Origin of the sequence: Acinetobacter sp. EKM10A (genome assembly GCF_011075215.1) — a bacterium.
Classification (GTDB): Bacteria; Pseudomonadota; Gammaproteobacteria; order Pseudomonadales; family Moraxellaceae; genus Acinetobacter; species Acinetobacter baumannii.
Genome location: NZ_JAALLK010000005.1, coordinates 63,085 through 79,729, shown reverse-complemented (window position 1 = coordinate 79,729; position 16,645 = coordinate 63,085). Strand labels below are relative to the sequence as shown.

Below are 16,645 nucleotides of genomic sequence, written 5' to 3'. Positions count from 1 at the left end.
TCGAGATGATTGCTGGGCTTTGTGAAAAAAGAGATTCTAAGTCAGAACTCAGGATATAAAGGGTAAAAGAGGATTGAACATGTTACTACAAGGAAAAGTGGCATTAATTACGGGTGCAGCATCAGAACGTGGAATTGGGCGAGCAACCGCAGAAATCTTTGCACAACAAGGTGCCAAAGTCATTATTGTTGATTTAGATCTTGCTCAAAGCCAAAACGCTGCAAAGGCGCTTGGCGAAGGACATATGGGTCTTGCTGCAAACGTTGCGAACGAAGAACAGGTCAAAGTAGCTGTTGAACAAGCACTACAGCACTATGGCAAGATTGATATTTTAATTAACAATGCGGGCATTACTCAGCCTATCAAAACACTTGATATTCAACGCAGTGATTATGATCGTGTTTTAGATGTCAGCCTACGCGGAACACTGATTATGTCGCAAGCGGTTATTCCATCTATGAAAGCAAACGGTGGTGGAAGTATTGTCTGTCTATCATCAGTTTCAGCACAACGTGGTGGCGGTATCTTTGGCGGACCGCATTATAGCGCTGCAAAGGCAGGCGTGTTAGGTCTGGCAAAAGCGATGGCTCGTGAGTTTGGTGGTGACCAGATTCGTGTAAATTCTCTTACTCCCGGTCTAATTCAGACTGATATTACTGGCGGTTTAATGAATGATGACCGTCGTCACGACATTCTGGCTGGTATTCCGCTTGGCCGTTTAGGTAAAGCACAAGACGTTGCAAATGCAGCACTATTTTTGGCAAGTGACCTGTCAGCTTATTTGACTGGTGTAACACTCGATGTAAATGGTGGCATGCTTATTCATTAATCGCTCACCATTTAAATAAAAATAGAATGATGGTCACAAGAGGATACTGTGGCCAAATGTAAAGGGATTCGCATGATGGATACAGTATTTTCATCTGAAGTAGATACAACGGTTCGTAAATCGGCGTATCGAAAAATTGCATTTCGGCTCATGCCATTTTTAATGCTTTGTTATTTTTGTGCCTATTTAGATCGGGTAAATGTGGGTTTTGCCAAACTCCAAATGATGAGCGATTTACAGTTTAGTGAAGCTGTATATGGACTAGGTGCAGGGATTTTCTTTATTGGTTATTTTCTTTGTGAAGTGCCAAGCAACATCGTACTCCATAAGGTAGGCGCAAGACGTTGGATTGCCCGTATCATGATTACATGGGGCATTTTGTCAGGCTGTTTTGCTTTTGTTCAAACTGAATGGCAATTTTACACCTTACGTTTTTTACTGGGTGTCGCTGAAGCTGGACTAGCTCCGGGTTTGTTGCTCTACCTCACTTACTGGTTCCCATCTTACCGGCGCGCACGCATGACCGTACTGTGGTTTATCGCAATTCCAATTTCGGGAATGATTGGTGGCCCACTTTCAGGCTTAATCATGGACCGAATGAGTGGCGTACATGGCTGGTTTGGCTGGCAGTGGATGTTTGTAATTGAGGCTATTCCCACAGTGGTTGTCGGCTTGCTTGTACTTGCTGTTTTAAAAGATTCAGTTCAAGAAGCCAACTGGCTAACCCAAGACGAAAAAAACTTGGTGAAGCAAGAGCTTGCTCAGGATAACCAGCACAAAGAAGGTCATGCTAGCGTCAAAGAGTTCATCGCAGATAAACGGTTATGGCTACTGGCAGGTATTTACTTTTGTGTCGTGATGGGGCAATACGCCATTACATTTTGGCTACCAACTCTTATTCGTAATTCGGGCATTAGTGATAACTGGCATATCGGTTTGCTCACAAGCCTGCCTTATATGTGTGCCATTGTGGTCATGATTTTGGCGGGGCGTAGCGGCGACCATTTCCAAGAACGCCGCTGGCACTTAATTATCCCGATGTGTGCAGGCGCTTTAGCACTCACATTTGCAACTTTATTCGCTTCAAATCTAACGCTCTCTTTAATTTGCCTTTGCATCGCAGCCTCAGGTGTGCTGACGGCATCCTCTTTATTCTGGATGTTACCGACCAACTTTTTGGGTGGTGTTTCCGCAGCGGCAGGTATTGCAGCCGTCAATAGCTTCGCCAATCTTGCAGGATTTTGCTCACCTTATTTAATCGGTTGGGTCACTACCAATACAGGTTCAAATGCAATCGGCATGTTCTTAATCACAGCAGTATTAATTTTCGGTGCCAGTCTGGTTCTGCGTGTTCCGGCAAAACTGGTTAATCGTTAATAAGGAATAGTAAAAGACAATGTTAAATGTTGATAAAGCAGGCCAAATTGCCAAGTTGCAACAACGTGCCTACCACATTCGCCAACATGCTTTACGCATGGGGCAAGTACAAGGCCAAGGCTATGTTGGACAAGCCTTGGGTGCAGCAGATCTATTGGCAGTATCTTATTTCCATGCCATGAAATATCAGCCAGGAAACCCTGAATGGGAAGGCCGTGACCGTTTTTATCTTTCTATTGGACACTATGCAATTGCACTCTATGCAGCCTTAATCGAAGCAAAAATTATCCCACTTGAAGAACTTGAAACCTACGGTGCAGATGACAGTCGTCTACCGATGTCGGGTATGGCTTCTTACACACCGGGTATGGAAATTACAGGTGGCTCATTGGGTCATGGTCTTGGAATTGCAGTCGGTGCATGTCTAGGGCTAAAACAGAAAAAGTCGGATGCTTTTGTTTATAACTTACTGTCCGATGGAGAGCTAAATGAAGGCTCAACGTGGGAAGCCGTGATGTCTGCTTCGCATTGGAAACTAGATAACCTGATTGCCATTATTGATGTGAATAATCAGCAGGCAGATGGGCACTCAAGCGAAATTTTAGCGTTTGAGCCAATTGTTGATCGTTGGCAGTCATTTGGTTGGTACACCCAACGTGTAGATGGCAACAACATGGAAGCTTTGCTTGAGGCATTCGATCAAGCACGAAACTATGAGGGAGCATGCCCAAGAGTCATTATTTGTGACACCAAAATGGGTAAAGGCGTATCGTTCTTGGAAAGCCGCGAAAAAACACACTTCATTCGTGTTGATGAACATGAATGGGACGACGCTTTAAATATTTTGACCCACTACGGACAGTAAGGAATACACCATGAGCCAGTTAGCCAATCCCCCTAAGAAAAAACTAACCACTTCGGCAATGATTGCTTCTATTGCTGCTGAGGGCCAACCGACCAAACCAGCTCCATTTGGACATGCACTGAATGCCTTGGCAAAAGAGCGTGACGATATCGTGGGTTTGTCAGCGGATTTATCAAAATATACTGACCTACATATTTTTGCCAAAGAAAACCCAGACAAGTTTTTCCAAATGGGTATGGCAGAGCAACTTTTGATGAGCGCAGCAGCAGGACTTGCTCGTGAAGGATTTGTTCCTTTTGCAACAACTTATGCCGTGTTTGCATCACGCCGTGCCTATGACTTTATTTGTATGGCGATTGCAGAAGATAACCTTAATGTCAAAATTGTGGCAGCACTCCCGGGGTTAACCACGGGCTATGGCCCAAGTCATCAGGCAACAGATGATATTGCAATTTTCCGTGCTATGCCGAACTTGATGGTTATCGATCCATGTGATGCCTTGGAAATCGAACAGGCGATTCCTCAGATTGCCGCGCATAATGGCCCCGTATATATGCGTTTATTGCGTGGTCAGGTTCCGTTAGTGCTCGATAAATATAATTACCAATTTAAATTGGGTAAGGCACAGGTGATTAAACCGGGTAAAGATTTACTCATTATTTCTACTGGTTTATTGACCATGCGTGCGCTTGAGGCAGCTGAAGAACTTGAAAAAGAGGCCCTTGAGGTTTCAGTGCTGCATGTGCCTACCATTAAGCCTTTAGATGAACAAACTATTTTGGATGAAGTCGCAAAAGGTGGCCGACCTGTTTTAACTGCCGAAAATCATTCAGTCATTGGTGGGTTAGGTGAAGCTGTCGGCTCACTACTTTTAAGAAATAGTCAACATCCTCGTTTTGACATGATTGGTTTGCCAGATGCATTTTTAGATGCAGGTGCATTACCCACTTTGCATGATCGATATGGTATTTCAACAGAAGCAGTTAAAGAGAAGATTAAGGCACATTTGAAGTAGAAAGATTAAACTTTCAAATTGAAAGGGCGTGATGGAATTTCCTTCATGCCCTATTTTTAAACAGGGTTATTTAAGAACTTAAACAATCGAATCATCTAAATTTGGTGCTAACCAACGCTTCGCTTCATCCAGTGTCCAACCTTTACGTTTTGCATAATCTTCAAGTTGGTCTTGAGAGATTTTACCCACGTTAAAGTATTCACTTTGAGGGTGCGAATAGTAGAAACCACTCACTGATGATGGTGGCATCATTGCAAAGTGCTCAGTCAGTTGAGTACCGATTTTGTCAGTTGAACCTAACCAGTCAAACAACACTGCTTTTTCAGAGTGTTCCGGGCAAGCAGGGTAGCCAGGTGCAGGGCGAATACCGACGTATTTCTCTTTAATCAGTTCTTCATTGCTGAGCTGCTCATCCGCTTTATAGCCCCAGAACTCTTTACGAATGCGTTCATGTAAGTGTTCTGCAAAGGCTTCAGCAAAACGGTCAGCCAATGATTGCACTAAGATTGCAGAGTAGTCATCACCTTTGGCTTTGTATTCATTTGCCAGTTCTTCTGCACCAAAAATCGATACAGTAAATCCGCCCAAGTAGTCTTGCTGCTCGCGGTCAGCACGAATGTAATCTGCCAAAGACAAGTTTGGTTTGCCTGTCACTTTGTCAGATTGCTGGCGTAAGTGCTCAAAAGTATGCGTAACATTTTGACCAGCTTCATCAAATACGCTGATGGTATCTGCATCTGTACGCTGAGCAGGGAACATACCAAATACGGCACGAGCATCAAAACGATTGTTGTCGATAATATCTTTCAACATCGCTTGTGCCTGGTTGTAAAGGTCAGTTGCTGCTTCGCCGACCACTTCATCTTCTAAAATTTTCGGGAATTTGCCAGTTAAACTCCAAGAAATAAAGAATGGCGTCCAGTCAAAATAATCCACGAGTGTAGCAAGCGGATAATTCTTTAAAACTTGTGTTCCCAAAAGATTTGGTTTTGGTGGCACGTAGCTTTCATCAATTTTAAAACCATTTTCAACCGACTCTTTATAAGTCAGTTTGGCCGCTTTTGGTTGTTTGTTGGCTAAACGCTCACGAATTTTGGCATATTCAGCACGATGCTCTTCAATAAATGCACCACGCATTTCTTTCGAAAGCAAGGTTGTCGCTACACCAACAGCACGTGAAGCATCGGCAACATAAATTACCGCATCGTTTTGATACTGAGGGTCAATTTTTACTGCGGTGTGGGCTTTAGAAGTGGTTGCTCCACCAATTAATAAAGGAATGTTAAAGCCTTTACGCTGCATTTCTTTAGCAACAAATACCATTTCATCTAAAGATGGGGTGATCAGACCAGACAATCCGATGATGTCACATTTTTCATCAATCGCAGTTTGCAAGATTTTCTCGCAAGGGACCATTACGCCAAGGTCAACAATGTCATAGCCATTACAGCCAAGTACTACGCCTACAATATTTTTACCAATATCGTGTACGTCACCTTTAACCGTTGCCATTAGGACTTTACCTTTAGACTGTCCTTCGGTCTTTTCAGCTTCGATGTACGGGTTGAGCCATGCCACTGCTTGTTTCATGACTCGGGCAGATTTTACAACTTGTGGCAAGAACATTTTGCCTGAACCAAACAAGTCACCGACCACATTCATGCCGTCCATCAGTGGCCCTTCAATCACATCTAAAGGACGTTTTGATTTTAAGCGGGCTTCTTCGGTGTCTTGGTCAATATAAGTCGTAATACCTTTAACTAAGGCATATTCAAGACGTTTTTCAACTGACTCATTACGCCATTCAAGGTTCTCAGCTTCTTTTGTTGCACCACCTTGTCCACGGTATTTTTCTGCAACTTCAAGTAGTTTCTCGGTTGCAGCCTGACCAGACTCACCTTGGTTCTGATTTAAAATGACATCTTCAACCGCTTTTTTTAGCTCGGTAGGAATATCATCATAAATAGCCATTTGACCTGCGTTCACAATACCCATGGTCATGCCTTGTTTGATGGCATGGTACAAGAATACAGAGTGAATGGCTTCACGAACTGGCTCATTACCACGGAATGAGAACGAAACGTTAGATACACCACCAGAAATCATGGCATGCGGTAAGTTCTGTTTAATCCAGCCCGTTGCTTCAATAAAATCGACTGCGTAGTTGTTGTGTTCTTCAATACCAGTCGCAACTGCAAATACGTTCGGGTCAAAAATAATATCTTCAGCAGGGAAGCCTACTTCGTTTACTAAAATGTCGTAAGAGCGCTTACAGATTTCACGTTTACGTTCAGCAGTGTCGGCCTGACCTACTTCGTCAAAGGCCATCACAATAATTGCGGCACCATATTGACGGCAGAGGCGGGCTTTTTCGACGAACTCGTCATAACCTTCTTTTAAGGAAATTGAGTTAACGACAGGTTTACCTTGTACGCATTTTAAGCCAGCTTCAATGATTTCCCATTTCGATGAGTCAATCATGATCGGTACACGTGAAATGTCAGGTTCGGATGCTACAAGGTTTAAAAAATGCACCATCGCATTTTGCGAATCGAGCATCCCTTCATCCATGTTAATGTCGATAATCTGTGCGCCAGCTTCAACCTGCTGCTGTGCAACTTCTAAAGCTTCTGCAAAGTTTTCTTCACGAATGAGACGTAAGAATTTTTTAGAACCGGTAACGTTAGTACGCTCCCCAACGTTTACGAACAATGAATCATCATAAATATTAAATGGTTCTAAACCACTTAAGCGGCAAGCAGGTACGGTTTCAGGCACTTGGCGAGGCGCAATGTCTTTTACCGCATTGGCAATAGCTCGAATATGGTCTGGTGTCGTACCACAGCAACCACCAGTAATGTTAATCAAACCGCTTTCAGCAAACTCTTTTAAGAAAGCTGCAGTTTGCTCTGGAGTTTCGTCATATTCACCAAATGCGTTTGGTAAGCCTGCATTTGGGTGCGCTGAAACAAAGGTATCTGCGACATCGGAAATAGTTTTTACGTGAGGGCGCATGGCATCTGCACCAAGGGCACAGTTAAAACCGATTGAAAGCAAATCGCCATGACGAACCGAGTTCCAGAAAGCTTCCGCTGTCTGACCTGTTAAAGTACGGCCTGATGCATCGGTAATGGTCCCTGAAATCATAATTGGTAATTCGCGACCAATTTGTTTGAATACTTCTTTGACTGCAAAAATCGCTGCTTTACAGTTTAAAGTATCAAATACAGTTTCAATCAGGATAATGTCTGCACCACCTTCAATTAGTGCATGAGTCGCTTCAATATAATTTTCTTTTAGTTCATCAAAGCTAATGTTACGAAAAGCAGGATTGTTCACATCTGGAGAGATTGAACATGTACGAGATGTTGGCCCTAGTACACCTGCCACAAAACGAGGCTTGTCTGGCGTTGAATATTTTTCGCAAGCTGCTTTGGCTAAACGTGCTGCTTCACGGTTAATCTCTGGAACAAGATCTTCCATGTGATAGTCAGACATTGAAACACGTGTACCGTTAAAGCTGTTGGTTTCAATAATGTCTGCACCAGCATCGAGGTAGGCTTCATGAATACCTTGAATAATTTGAGGCTGTGTTAAAACCAAAAGGTCATTGTTACCTTTTAAGTCATGTGCCCAATCAGCAAAACGCTCACCACGATAGTCAGCTTCTTCCAATTTATGGCGCTGGATCATGGTTCCCATTGCACCATCAATAATCAGAATGCGTTTAGCAAGAAGCGCTTTTAGGGTGGCAAGCGTAGACATAGAAAACCCCGATCTTTATATGAATTTAAAAATGCGGCGCTATTGTAACAGAATAGCAGCACAAATGATGATCTACGAAGGTCAGGTGTAGCTGACTAAAAAGTTAAAAAAAGAGATCGCTTTATGTCAAAAACAAAAGAATTTTCATGAAATATTCATCAAATGATCATGATATTGAAATATTTCATGCTCAATATGCCGAAATATTACAGTTGCTTTGTATGAAAAATAGACACATGGGTCATTTTATTTATTTTTTTGCTGTAAAAATAAGCACAAAAGGAGCTCATAATTAATGGTTTAAACTATTGTATTTTAATAAAAAAATAAAAAAAGTCGGGGAAAGGTGCATCAAATGAGGTCAAAATATAAAAAATTGACTTCATCAGGCGCCTCTTTGTCATATAATTGTCATAATTTAATTTAAGAATACAGAGGATTTTATTATCCTCTTACCGTCTGCATGAATTCTAATCTACCCCCTGTTTCGGATTCAAAACTTGCGGCAAACCTGCAAGCAAAATCGACGAATGTACATGTCCCGACACCTAAGTTTTTTATGCCGGTGTTTCTGACGATTATTATTGCAACACTTATTTATATTGGGTTTCAGGTCAGTGCTGATTTAGCGCATGTTCCACCTTTAAGCCTTTATTCAGTTATTCTTTTATCTACTGCACTCTTGATTGCACTAGGCTTTGAATTTGTAAACGGTTTCCATGACACTGCTAATGCAGTTGCAACGGTTATTTATACAAATGCTTTGCCTGCACCGGTTGCAGTCATGTGGGCAGGTTTTTGTAATTTCCTTGGGGTAATGGTCGCAAGTGGTGCTGTTGCGTATGGCATTATTGCATTGCTTCCAGTTGAACTTATTATGAACATGGGCAGTGGTGCTGGCTTTGCAATGGTTTTTGCATTGTTGATCGCTGCAATTCTTTGGAATCTTGGTACTTGGTTCTTGGGAATTCCTGCTTCTAGCTCTCATACCTTGATTGGTTCAATCTTAGGTGTGGGTATTATGAATCATCTGTTGAGTGCATCGACTGGCGTAACGACCAGTGGTGTTGATATGGATCAGGTGATTAAAGTAGGTAAGGCATTATTATTTTCTCCTTTAATTGGTTTTGCTTTTGCGGCAATTGTATTCTTGTTGGTTAAAACTATTTTCAAACGCCAATTAGAATTATTCCAGCCACCTGAAGGGAATAAGCCACCACCAGCAATCATTCGTGCAATTCTTATCTTTACCTGTACAGGTGTGAGTTTTGCACATGGTTCTAATGATGGCCAAAAAGGTATGGGTCTTATCATGCTGATTTTGGTTGGTTTGGTGCCATTAGCTTATTCATTAAATAAAAACCTCGATACACAGCAGGTTCAATCATTCCATCAGCTTTCTTCTCAAACTGCGGTTTTGTTAAACCAAAATCAACCAGAATTGACTGACGAAAAAGCGCGTGCGGTTTTAACTAAATACATTCAAACCAAGCAACAAACGCCTGAAGTTGTGCCTGCATTGGCAAGCATGACTGACCATTTGGGTGAGCGTGTTTCTAGCTATAGCAACTTAAAAGATATTCCAGAAGCTGCAATTAGCGAAATCCGTAATGACATGTATTTGAGCACAACGACGTTTAAGCGTTTGGATAAGGCAGATGCTTTACCAAAAATGGATGACTCACAGAAAAAGCTTGTGAAAGATTATCGTAGTAGCTTGGATTCATTCTTACAATACATTCCAAACTGGGTGAAAGTGGCAGTCGCATTAGCGCTTGGACTTGGTACTATGGTTGGCTGGAAACGTATTGTGGTAACTGTCGGTGAGCGTATTGGTAAGCATCACATGACTTATGGTCAAGGGATGTCTGCTGAACTTGTTGCAATGAGTACAATTGCTGCAGCAGATGGTTTAGGTATGCCAGTTTCAACAACACACGTTTTAAATAGTGCTGTTGCAGGTACTATGGTTGCCAATAAATCAGGCCTGAATTTCAATACTGTAAAAACAATTCTCTCTGCATGGGTATTTACACTTCCTGCAACCATCTGTTTGTCTGGTGGTCTATACTGGTTGTTCTTACAGTTTGTATAAGCTGTCTGTTTGAATAAAAAAAAGCCACTAGTATGAGTGGCTTTTTTTATTGCTATATTTCAAAAAAAATCTTTTTTTAGGGTAAATTCACTAACAAGTTAATGGCTATCTCGAACGCCTGTAGTAAACGGTTTAGCTTAAAATTTTTATGAAAGGATATAAGATGAAAACGGTTCAACTCGACCAATTAAAACAACAATTTCCACTTATTGAAACACTTCAAGCCTATCAAGAAACATTTTGGTTTAACCCTCACCGTTATCCTTTAAACGAAGCACTAGCGAAAGTGTGTCTTACAGAACAGGATGTAAAAGAAGCAGAAGCAAGGCTAGCGCGTTTCGCACCTTATTTGGCAAAAGTCTTTCCTGAAACTCAAGCCCAGCATGGAAAAATTGAATCAGCACTAGTAGAAATTGCGGAGATGCAACAAGCTCTATCGCTACAAAAACATAAGACACTTACAGGGAAACTTTGGCTGAAAAAAGATAGTCATTTACCTATTTCGGGTTCAATCAAGGCACGTGGCGGTATTTATGAAGTATTGGCCCATGCTGAAAAATTAGCCATTGAGGCAGGGCTTCTCAAGCTAGAAGATGATTACAGTAAATTAGACCAAGACTCATTTCGAACATTTTTTTCCAAATATCAAATTGCAGTAGGTTCTACCGGTAACCTTGGTTTATCAATCGGTATTATGAGCGCGAAGCTTGGGTTTAGAGTGTCGGTACACATGTCTGCCGATGCAAGGCAATGGAAGAAAGATAAGCTACGTTCACTTGGTGTAAATGTGGTGGAATATGCTAGTGATTACGGGGTTGCTGTAGAAGAAGGGCGTAAGGCAGCCGAACAGGACCCATTTTGTTTTTTTATTGATGATGAGAATTCGACTACTTTATTTTTAGGTTATGCAGTTGCAGGTTTGCGTTTAAAACAACAGTTTGAACAAAAGCAAATTAAAGTCGATGCAGATCATCCTTTATTTGTATATTTGCCATGCGGAGTAGGGGGCGGTCCTGGTGGGGTGAGCTTTGGGTTAAAACTCGCTTTTGGTGAGCATGTACATTGTATATTCGCAGAACCTACCCATTCTCCGTGTATGTTACTTGGCGTTTATACAGGCCTGCATGATCAGATTTCAGTAAATGACATTGGTTTAGATAACATCACTGCGGCAGATGGATTAGCTGTTGGCCGTGCTTCTGGTTTTGTCGGACGTGCTATGCAGCAGTTAATTGACGGTTACTACACCATTCATGATGAATGTTTATATGAACTCATTTCGCTTTTAAATCAAACTGAAAATATTCAAGTTGAGCCCTCGGCAGCGGCAGGCATGATGGGACCATATTATGTGCAAACTACTCCTGATTATTTGGCTTTGCATCAATTGTCAGCTGAAAAGTTACAACATGCGACACATGTGGTATGGGCGACAGGAGGAGGAATGGTTCCACCTGATGAAATGCAGAAGTATTTAACGCATAGCCAACGCAATTAATTGCACAAAAAAGCCCAATTCTAAAATTGGGCTTTCAAGTTCATTATTTTTTAGAAAATTTCCTAAATGGAAGTTTCTCGGCTGCAAAGCCATAGATGGCTGCAAAAGGAAGAGCTGTACGTGCCAAATAAGCTACACGCCATAAACCGCCATGGTTAGCACCCTCCATCATCAACTCTAGAGGGTGGTCGAGTACGGTTTCAGGGTTTGCGACAGAAGCATCATTTCTTAAGTCATGAATCCATAACGCTGCCATAATCGCATTCGTGGTTTCTGGACTAAATGCCTCTACATCAAAAAGTTCTGCGCCATTAAAAGCAGCTTTAAGGAGCGGATTCTTTGTGACCGAATGAGTTGTGGTAGATGGTGCAATATTAATACTTACACGTTGACCTTGATGACGGGCAAGTGTTGCACGCCATTGTTGAATACGTTTTGCCAAAGCATAGTTTGGTCCTTGTTCAACTACCAAACAGTCTGCAATACCATAAGTTTTGCCATTTTCGCTAGTAATCAAATCTTGATAAGGTGCTTGGAAAAAACGTCTGAGTGAGAGTGTAGAAACACCTTTCACAGCCATTTTTTGTAGTTGTGAACGAGATTTAAATTTCTCTTGAGCAGCTTCTGCAACTTCTTTAGGTACTGCATAAACATCGGTTGGCGTACACATAAACATTAAGCTGGTATCAGGTTTATGTTCACTCACATATTGCATAATACTGTCCATTGCCATAGAAACACGGACATGTTTTTCTCCGTCTAAATAAGCAATAGCAGCCAAGTCTAATTTTTGAGGAAATTGAACTAACCACTGGGCAATTTCTGGTATTTGCGTTAATAAATTGGCACCCAATTTATCTCTCAATGCTGAAGCTTTTGCCGAAGAGTCAATTTTTTCAATACTTGGTGCAATAAGCGTTGCGTTTCCTTGCTGGATTGTATTTAGAATTTTCCCCCAAACTCGTGGGTTTGGTAAATCTATTGCAACAATATTCGCTTTCCATTTTGCTAGCCAAGGTAATGGTCCTGCTTCTGAGGCTGCACCAAATAACACCATCGTACGGTCAGATAAATCAAACCATTCAGGATGAGCAGCAGCTTCACGTAAAGCCGTAGCATGGCTTGGTTCAATAATACCTGCATTTTCCCATTTTTGAATTTGGTCAAGTAAGCTTTGCCCGCTCAGTTTTTGGCCTTTATATGGAACATACCATTCTGGTGCAGCTTCACTTTCGCCTTTAAATCTTACTGTATTTAAAGGAGTAGAAGAGGGGATGTGTAGAGCATCTTTTAAAAGATAGTGTTTACCATCGCGGTAATAATCAAAAAGATGATGAGCCTTATGCAATCCCTGTTTTGCAATGGTAATTGGATTATTGCTGTTAGTAATTCCGTGCTTAACGAGTGCCTTAAAGTAAATAGGATAATTTTTTCGCCAATTTTTTTCAGCCAAAATCTGTTGAGCAGTTTTATTATCTACAATAGATAAAGCTTCTGACAAAATCTCTTGGCCTGTAAGAGACGTGCTTTGCTTTTTGATCGAGGCGTGAATCGGAAATTGTAGACCTTCGGCTGGACTCTGGCTGGACATAAAATATCTCGCTTGTACGATAAGGTTAATATACAGGTGTATACATTATCTATGCCAACGAAAAGAAACGTGTGGCAATAACTGCCAAAATAAAATTCAATATTTTTGTGATGAATATAAGATGAGTCATTTTTTATGATAATTACATCGCATTTTACCTTCATTTTTTTCACATTTTTAGAACATTTTTATAGACTTACGTTACATAAATAGTTATTTTGTATAGAGCGAATTCATCAGGTTTGACCTGAAGGTAAAATGATCAAAATGTATCAATAAAAAGATACAACGATGAGTAAAAACTAGACTTTTTTTATTAAATGATCAGAAAAGTCAAACGAAATAAGAAAGAATTGGGGTGAAACTAGATAGAAGACAACGTAAGATTGTCTTTTAAAAATCTTGGGGATATGGTGATTTTTTACACCATAATTTTCTAGTTTCATCCCATCTAATTTTGGGCTGGAACCCTCCATTTCGGTATTCAGTTCATCATTTAATAGAAGTCTCTATCTAATGACTTTAAAAGAGTACTTCTAACAACGTCCTTTTTTCGCCTGTCCAGGTGGGCAAAAACCTCCCGGGTGTCCGTAATATGGTGAATCTGGGTCAATCACAATACTACCCTCAGGTGTATGTACTGCACAGGCTGATAATGACATTGTGAAAATTGCTGCGGCACAAAGAAGTAATGTTTTCATGTTGTTCTCGCTTTTTTATCATTCTCCCTTTTACTATAGAAATGTTTTGATTATATTTCGATCTATTTTTGGTTAAAAAATATCTTTTAGCAGCTAAATTAAGAAGAAATTAAGGAGAGCGTAAAATCGTTCTAAAACCCACATGGGTAGCGGCTAAATCAAAATCTTGGGGATAGCGGCTACTATTACGATAACGTGAACAGTAATTTTCAGCACATAAAAACGATCCACCTTTAATCACATATTGAGTACTGCTCGTTTTTTGTTGTCTTAAAGCAGAATAATTACCCATGTGCTGGTCATGCGCACCTTGATAAGGAGAAGATGTCCATTCCCAAACATTTCCAATCATATCGAATAGTTTAAAACCGTTAGGTTTAAAACATCCGACAGGCGCAATACCAGTAAAATGATCTTGGTTCAGATTTTCAAAGGGAAATGCACCTTGCCAGTAATTCGCTTGTGGATGCTGGTGCTCATCGGTAGGTGCTTGATGTAAAGGAGTATCAGTTGGTGAGTTTGCTTTAGCGGCATATTCCCATTCAAGTTCTGTGGGTAAATCACGTCCTAGCCAAACTGCATAATGTTCAGCATCATTCTTAGTCACGTAGCGTACAGGTTCATGAGGATTAGGAAGAGCACCATTTTTGCCGTTTGGTGTTTTCCATGTATATCCTGTCTTAAGTTGCCACCATTGCTGAGGATGATGTGGGTCTGGAGAAAAAACAGCAGCTTGTTTTTGTTTTTCAGCATCGGTGATATAACCAGTTGCCTTCACAAAACTCGCGAACTGAGCAACAGTGACTTCAGTTTGATCAATCCAGAAACCTTTAACTTCCCGTTGTTTTTTTCCAAAGTTAAGTTCATCTGGATAAGCTTTTTCAGAACCAAAATTAAAATGCCCATCTGGAATGAATACCATGCCTGCGGTTGTATTTTTAAGCCAGCCTGTAGGAAGTCCGGTATAGCTCTTACACTGTTCAATGGAACCCAAAGCAGCCGATTGAATGGCATGCTTTGGTAAAACCGTTTTAGTGTCAGCGTTATGTTCAGACTTGCTACAGCCTGTGATGAACAACAGGCTGATTGTAGTACTTAAAACCAGTTTCAATTTCATTTGGCGTTATATTCCTGTACGCCATTTTGTTCAGTGTATTTTTGATAAACCGCTAATAGCTCTTGAACTTTTGCAGGGTAAAGCTGCGCGACATTGTGATTTTCTCCACGATCAGTGGCAATGTTATAGAGCTCCCAAGAACCTGTTCCTAATTCAGGGCGACCTTGAAGTGCGATTTTCCATTCACCCTGTTTTGCATATTTACTACCATGCAATTCATCGGTAAAACTGAAATTGGCAGGGCGTATCGTTTGTGATTTATTTTCAAGTACAGACTTCCAAGAATAACCGCTTGGCGTATTAATGGTTCGGCCTTTATATTGCCCTTGAGGTACTGGAATATGAGCATAATCTAATAATGTTGGAAAAACGTCGAGTACCGATGCAAAGCTATGATTGGTTTCTTCAGCTTTCTTTTGGTTTGGTAATTTCACAATAGCAGGAGCGGTAGTTGCACCTTCACCAGCTGTATCTTTCCATAAATGGAAAGGTGCTGCACTGACCTCGGCCCAACGTGGACCAATGTAATGATAAGAAGTAGGGGTACCTACATTTGCTACAGAATTATCAAAGCCTGATTCACTACCATAGCTTCCGCGAACAAAACCTTCTGCGCCATTGTCAGAAACAAAGAAAATTAAGGTGTTGTCATAAAGGTTATTTTGTTTGAGATATTGAATAATTCTGCCTACATTGGCATCAAGATTTTCTACCATGCCTGCGTAGATTTCCATTTTGCGAGCTTCAAGCGCTTTTTGTTCAGCTGTTAACTCATTCCACTTGCCATATTTTTGTGGTGCGTTTTGAGTTGCAATTGGTTCTGCAGCCTCAAAGTTTACTGGAATAATTCCAAGCTGTTTTTGGCGTGCAATACGAGCATTACGGATAGCATCGTAACCAACGTCATAAACGCCACGATATTTTTCACGGTATTCTGCTGGCGCTTGTATAGGCCAGTGGGGTGCTGTATAGGCTGCATAGGCAAAAAATGGTTTGCCACTATTTTTGCCTGACTCTAAGTAGCTCAGCAATTTGTCGGTAAAATAATTGGTCGAGAAGAAGTCATCAGGTAACGCTGAAACAGGAATAATTTGTCCATCTTCGGTATACGTCGAGTTCCGTTTAAAGGCACTTGGGGCTTGTTTAAAGTGATGGTCTAGACCTTGTAATAAGGTAAATGAATGATCAAAACCTTTGGCATGTGCATTGGTTTCAGGTGTTAATCCCAAATGCCATTTACCGCTAATATAAGTTCGATAACCATTATCTTTGAGCACCTGAGCAATCGATAGTGAGCGTTCATTTAAATAGCCTTCGTAGCCAGGCTGTCCTTTTAAATGATCAGGGGTAAGCTCTGCCATAGCACCTATGCCTGCCAAGTGGTGATCAGTACCAGAAATGAGTTGTGAACGAGTAGGCGAGCATGTAGGTGCAGTGTGATAGTCAGTTAAAATTCGACCTTCTTGCGCTAAACTATCAATGTTCGGGGTATGAATTTCACCACCCAAAGCTCCTAAATCTGAATAGCCTAAGTCATCGGCCATAATGAATAAAATATTCGGCTGCTTTGGTGTACTTACCGCAGTTTCTTGTGAATCATTATCGTTACATCCAGCTAAAGATAAGCTAAATAAAGCAATAGAAAGACTAGATAAAAGAGCTTTGTACTTCATTGTATCATCTGAATTATTAAAAGAATTGTGCTTGAGTTTAATCAGATGGTTTTTGCAATCAAAACAAGGAATTGATCAAAGAAAATCAGAAAAATATCTGAGAATTTATCTTGATAAAT

General features: G+C 40.9%; 11 protein-coding genes. 6 read left to right on the top strand and 5 right to left on the bottom strand.

Going from position 1 to position 16,645, the window contains the following annotated elements; all coding sequences use genetic code 11:
- The first annotated feature begins 79 nt into the window (after positions 1-79).
- From G9371_RS08515 to G9371_RS08500, 4 genes are all read left to right on the top strand, one after another.
- Entirely contained in the window at positions 80-829 is a 750-nt protein-coding gene (locus tag G9371_RS08515) for an SDR family NAD(P)-dependent oxidoreductase (RefSeq protein WP_029423941.1), read from the top strand.
- Positions 830-904: 75 nt separating this feature from the next.
- The gene (locus tag G9371_RS08510) at positions 905-2,206 is read left to right on the top strand and encodes an MFS transporter (protein WP_029423940.1); all 1,302 of its coding nucleotides are present in this window, start codon (positions 905-907) and stop codon (positions 2,204-2,206) included.
- Positions 2,207-2,225: 19 nt separating this feature from the next.
- The gene (locus G9371_RS08505; protein WP_029423939.1) at positions 2,226-3,071 is read left to right on the top strand and encodes a transketolase; all 846 of its coding nucleotides are present in this window, start codon (positions 2,226-2,228) and stop codon (positions 3,069-3,071) included.
- 10 nt (positions 3,072-3,081) lie between these two features.
- A complete protein-coding gene (locus G9371_RS08500) occupies positions 3,082-4,086 on the top strand; it encodes a transketolase family protein (protein ID WP_029423938.1) in 1,005 nt (334 codons plus the stop codon).
- A 78-nt stretch (positions 4,087-4,164) separates the two neighbouring features.
- On the opposite strand, the gene metH is transcribed toward G9371_RS08500, so the two are convergent.
- On the bottom strand, positions 4,165-7,851 hold the full coding sequence (gene metH, locus G9371_RS08495) for a methionine synthase (RefSeq protein WP_029423937.1): 3,687 nt from the start codon (positions 7,849-7,851) through the stop codon (positions 4,165-4,167).
- Positions 7,852-8,314: 463 nt separating this feature from the next.
- Here metH and G9371_RS08490 point away from each other — a divergent pair, with 463 nt between their 5' ends.
- Positions 8,315-9,946 carry an inorganic phosphate transporter gene (locus G9371_RS08490; protein WP_001087641.1) on the top strand — a complete coding sequence of 544 codons (1,632 nt, stop codon included), beginning with the start codon at positions 8,315-8,317 and terminating at the stop codon, positions 9,944-9,946.
- Positions 9,947-10,109: 163 nt separating this feature from the next.
- Complete coding sequence (locus G9371_RS08485; protein WP_029423936.1) at positions 10,110-11,444, top strand: D-serine ammonia-lyase; 1,335 nt, start codon at positions 10,110-10,112, stop codon at positions 11,442-11,444.
- Positions 11,445-11,487: 43 nt separating this feature from the next.
- On the opposite strand, the gene G9371_RS08480 is transcribed toward G9371_RS08485, so the two are convergent.
- The 4 genes from G9371_RS08480 to G9371_RS08465 all read right to left on the bottom strand — a co-directional run bounded on the left by G9371_RS08480 (position 11,488) and on the right by G9371_RS08465 (position 16,526).
- On the bottom strand, positions 11,488-13,035 hold the full coding sequence (locus G9371_RS08480) for a hypothetical protein (protein ID WP_029423935.1): 1,548 nt from the start codon (positions 13,033-13,035) through the stop codon (positions 11,488-11,490).
- Positions 13,036-13,571: 536 nt separating this feature from the next.
- Positions 13,572-13,736: a hypothetical protein gene (locus tag G9371_RS08475; RefSeq protein WP_000854552.1), complete on the bottom strand. Its 165-nt coding sequence runs from the start codon at positions 13,734-13,736 to the stop codon at positions 13,572-13,574.
- Positions 13,737-13,845: 109 nt separating this feature from the next.
- The gene (locus G9371_RS08470; protein WP_029423934.1) at positions 13,846-14,853 is read right to left on the bottom strand and encodes a formylglycine-generating enzyme family protein; all 1,008 of its coding nucleotides are present in this window, start codon (positions 14,851-14,853) and stop codon (positions 13,846-13,848) included.
- Complete coding sequence (locus tag G9371_RS08465) at positions 14,850-16,526, bottom strand: arylsulfatase (RefSeq protein ID WP_029423933.1); 1,677 nt, start codon at positions 16,524-16,526, stop codon at positions 14,850-14,852. Before G9371_RS08465 ends, G9371_RS08470 begins: the two co-directional genes overlap by 4 nt.
- Positions 16,527-16,645 lie beyond the last annotated feature (119 nt).

Coding starts and splice junctions, on each gene's coding strand:
- G9371_RS08515 (WP_029423941.1), top strand. CDS start 80: ATGTTACTACAAGGAAAAGTGGCATTAATTACGGGTGCAGCATCAGAA.
- G9371_RS08510 (WP_029423940.1), top strand. CDS start 905: ATGGATACAGTATTTTCATCTGAAGTAGATACAACGGTTCGTAAATCG.
- G9371_RS08505 (WP_029423939.1), top strand. CDS start 2,226: ATGTTAAATGTTGATAAAGCAGGCCAAATTGCCAAGTTGCAACAACGT.
- G9371_RS08500 (WP_029423938.1), top strand. CDS start 3,082: ATGAGCCAGTTAGCCAATCCCCCTAAGAAAAAACTAACCACTTCGGCA.
- metH (WP_029423937.1), bottom strand. CDS start 7,851: ATGTCTACGCTTGCCACCCTAAAAGCGCTTCTTGCTAAACGCATTCTG.
- G9371_RS08490 (WP_001087641.1), top strand. CDS start 8,315: ATGAATTCTAATCTACCCCCTGTTTCGGATTCAAAACTTGCGGCAAAC.
- G9371_RS08485 (WP_029423936.1), top strand. CDS start 10,110: ATGAAAACGGTTCAACTCGACCAATTAAAACAACAATTTCCACTTATT.
- G9371_RS08480 (WP_029423935.1), bottom strand. CDS start 13,035: ATGTCCAGCCAGAGTCCAGCCGAAGGTCTACAATTTCCGATTCACGCC.
- G9371_RS08475 (WP_000854552.1), bottom strand. CDS start 13,736: ATGAAAACATTACTTCTTTGTGCCGCAGCAATTTTCACAATGTCATTA.
- G9371_RS08470 (WP_029423934.1), bottom strand. CDS start 14,853: ATGAAATTGAAACTGGTTTTAAGTACTACAATCAGCCTGTTGTTCATC.
- G9371_RS08465 (WP_029423933.1), bottom strand. CDS start 16,526: ATGAAGTACAAAGCTCTTTTATCTAGTCTTTCTATTGCTTTATTTAGC.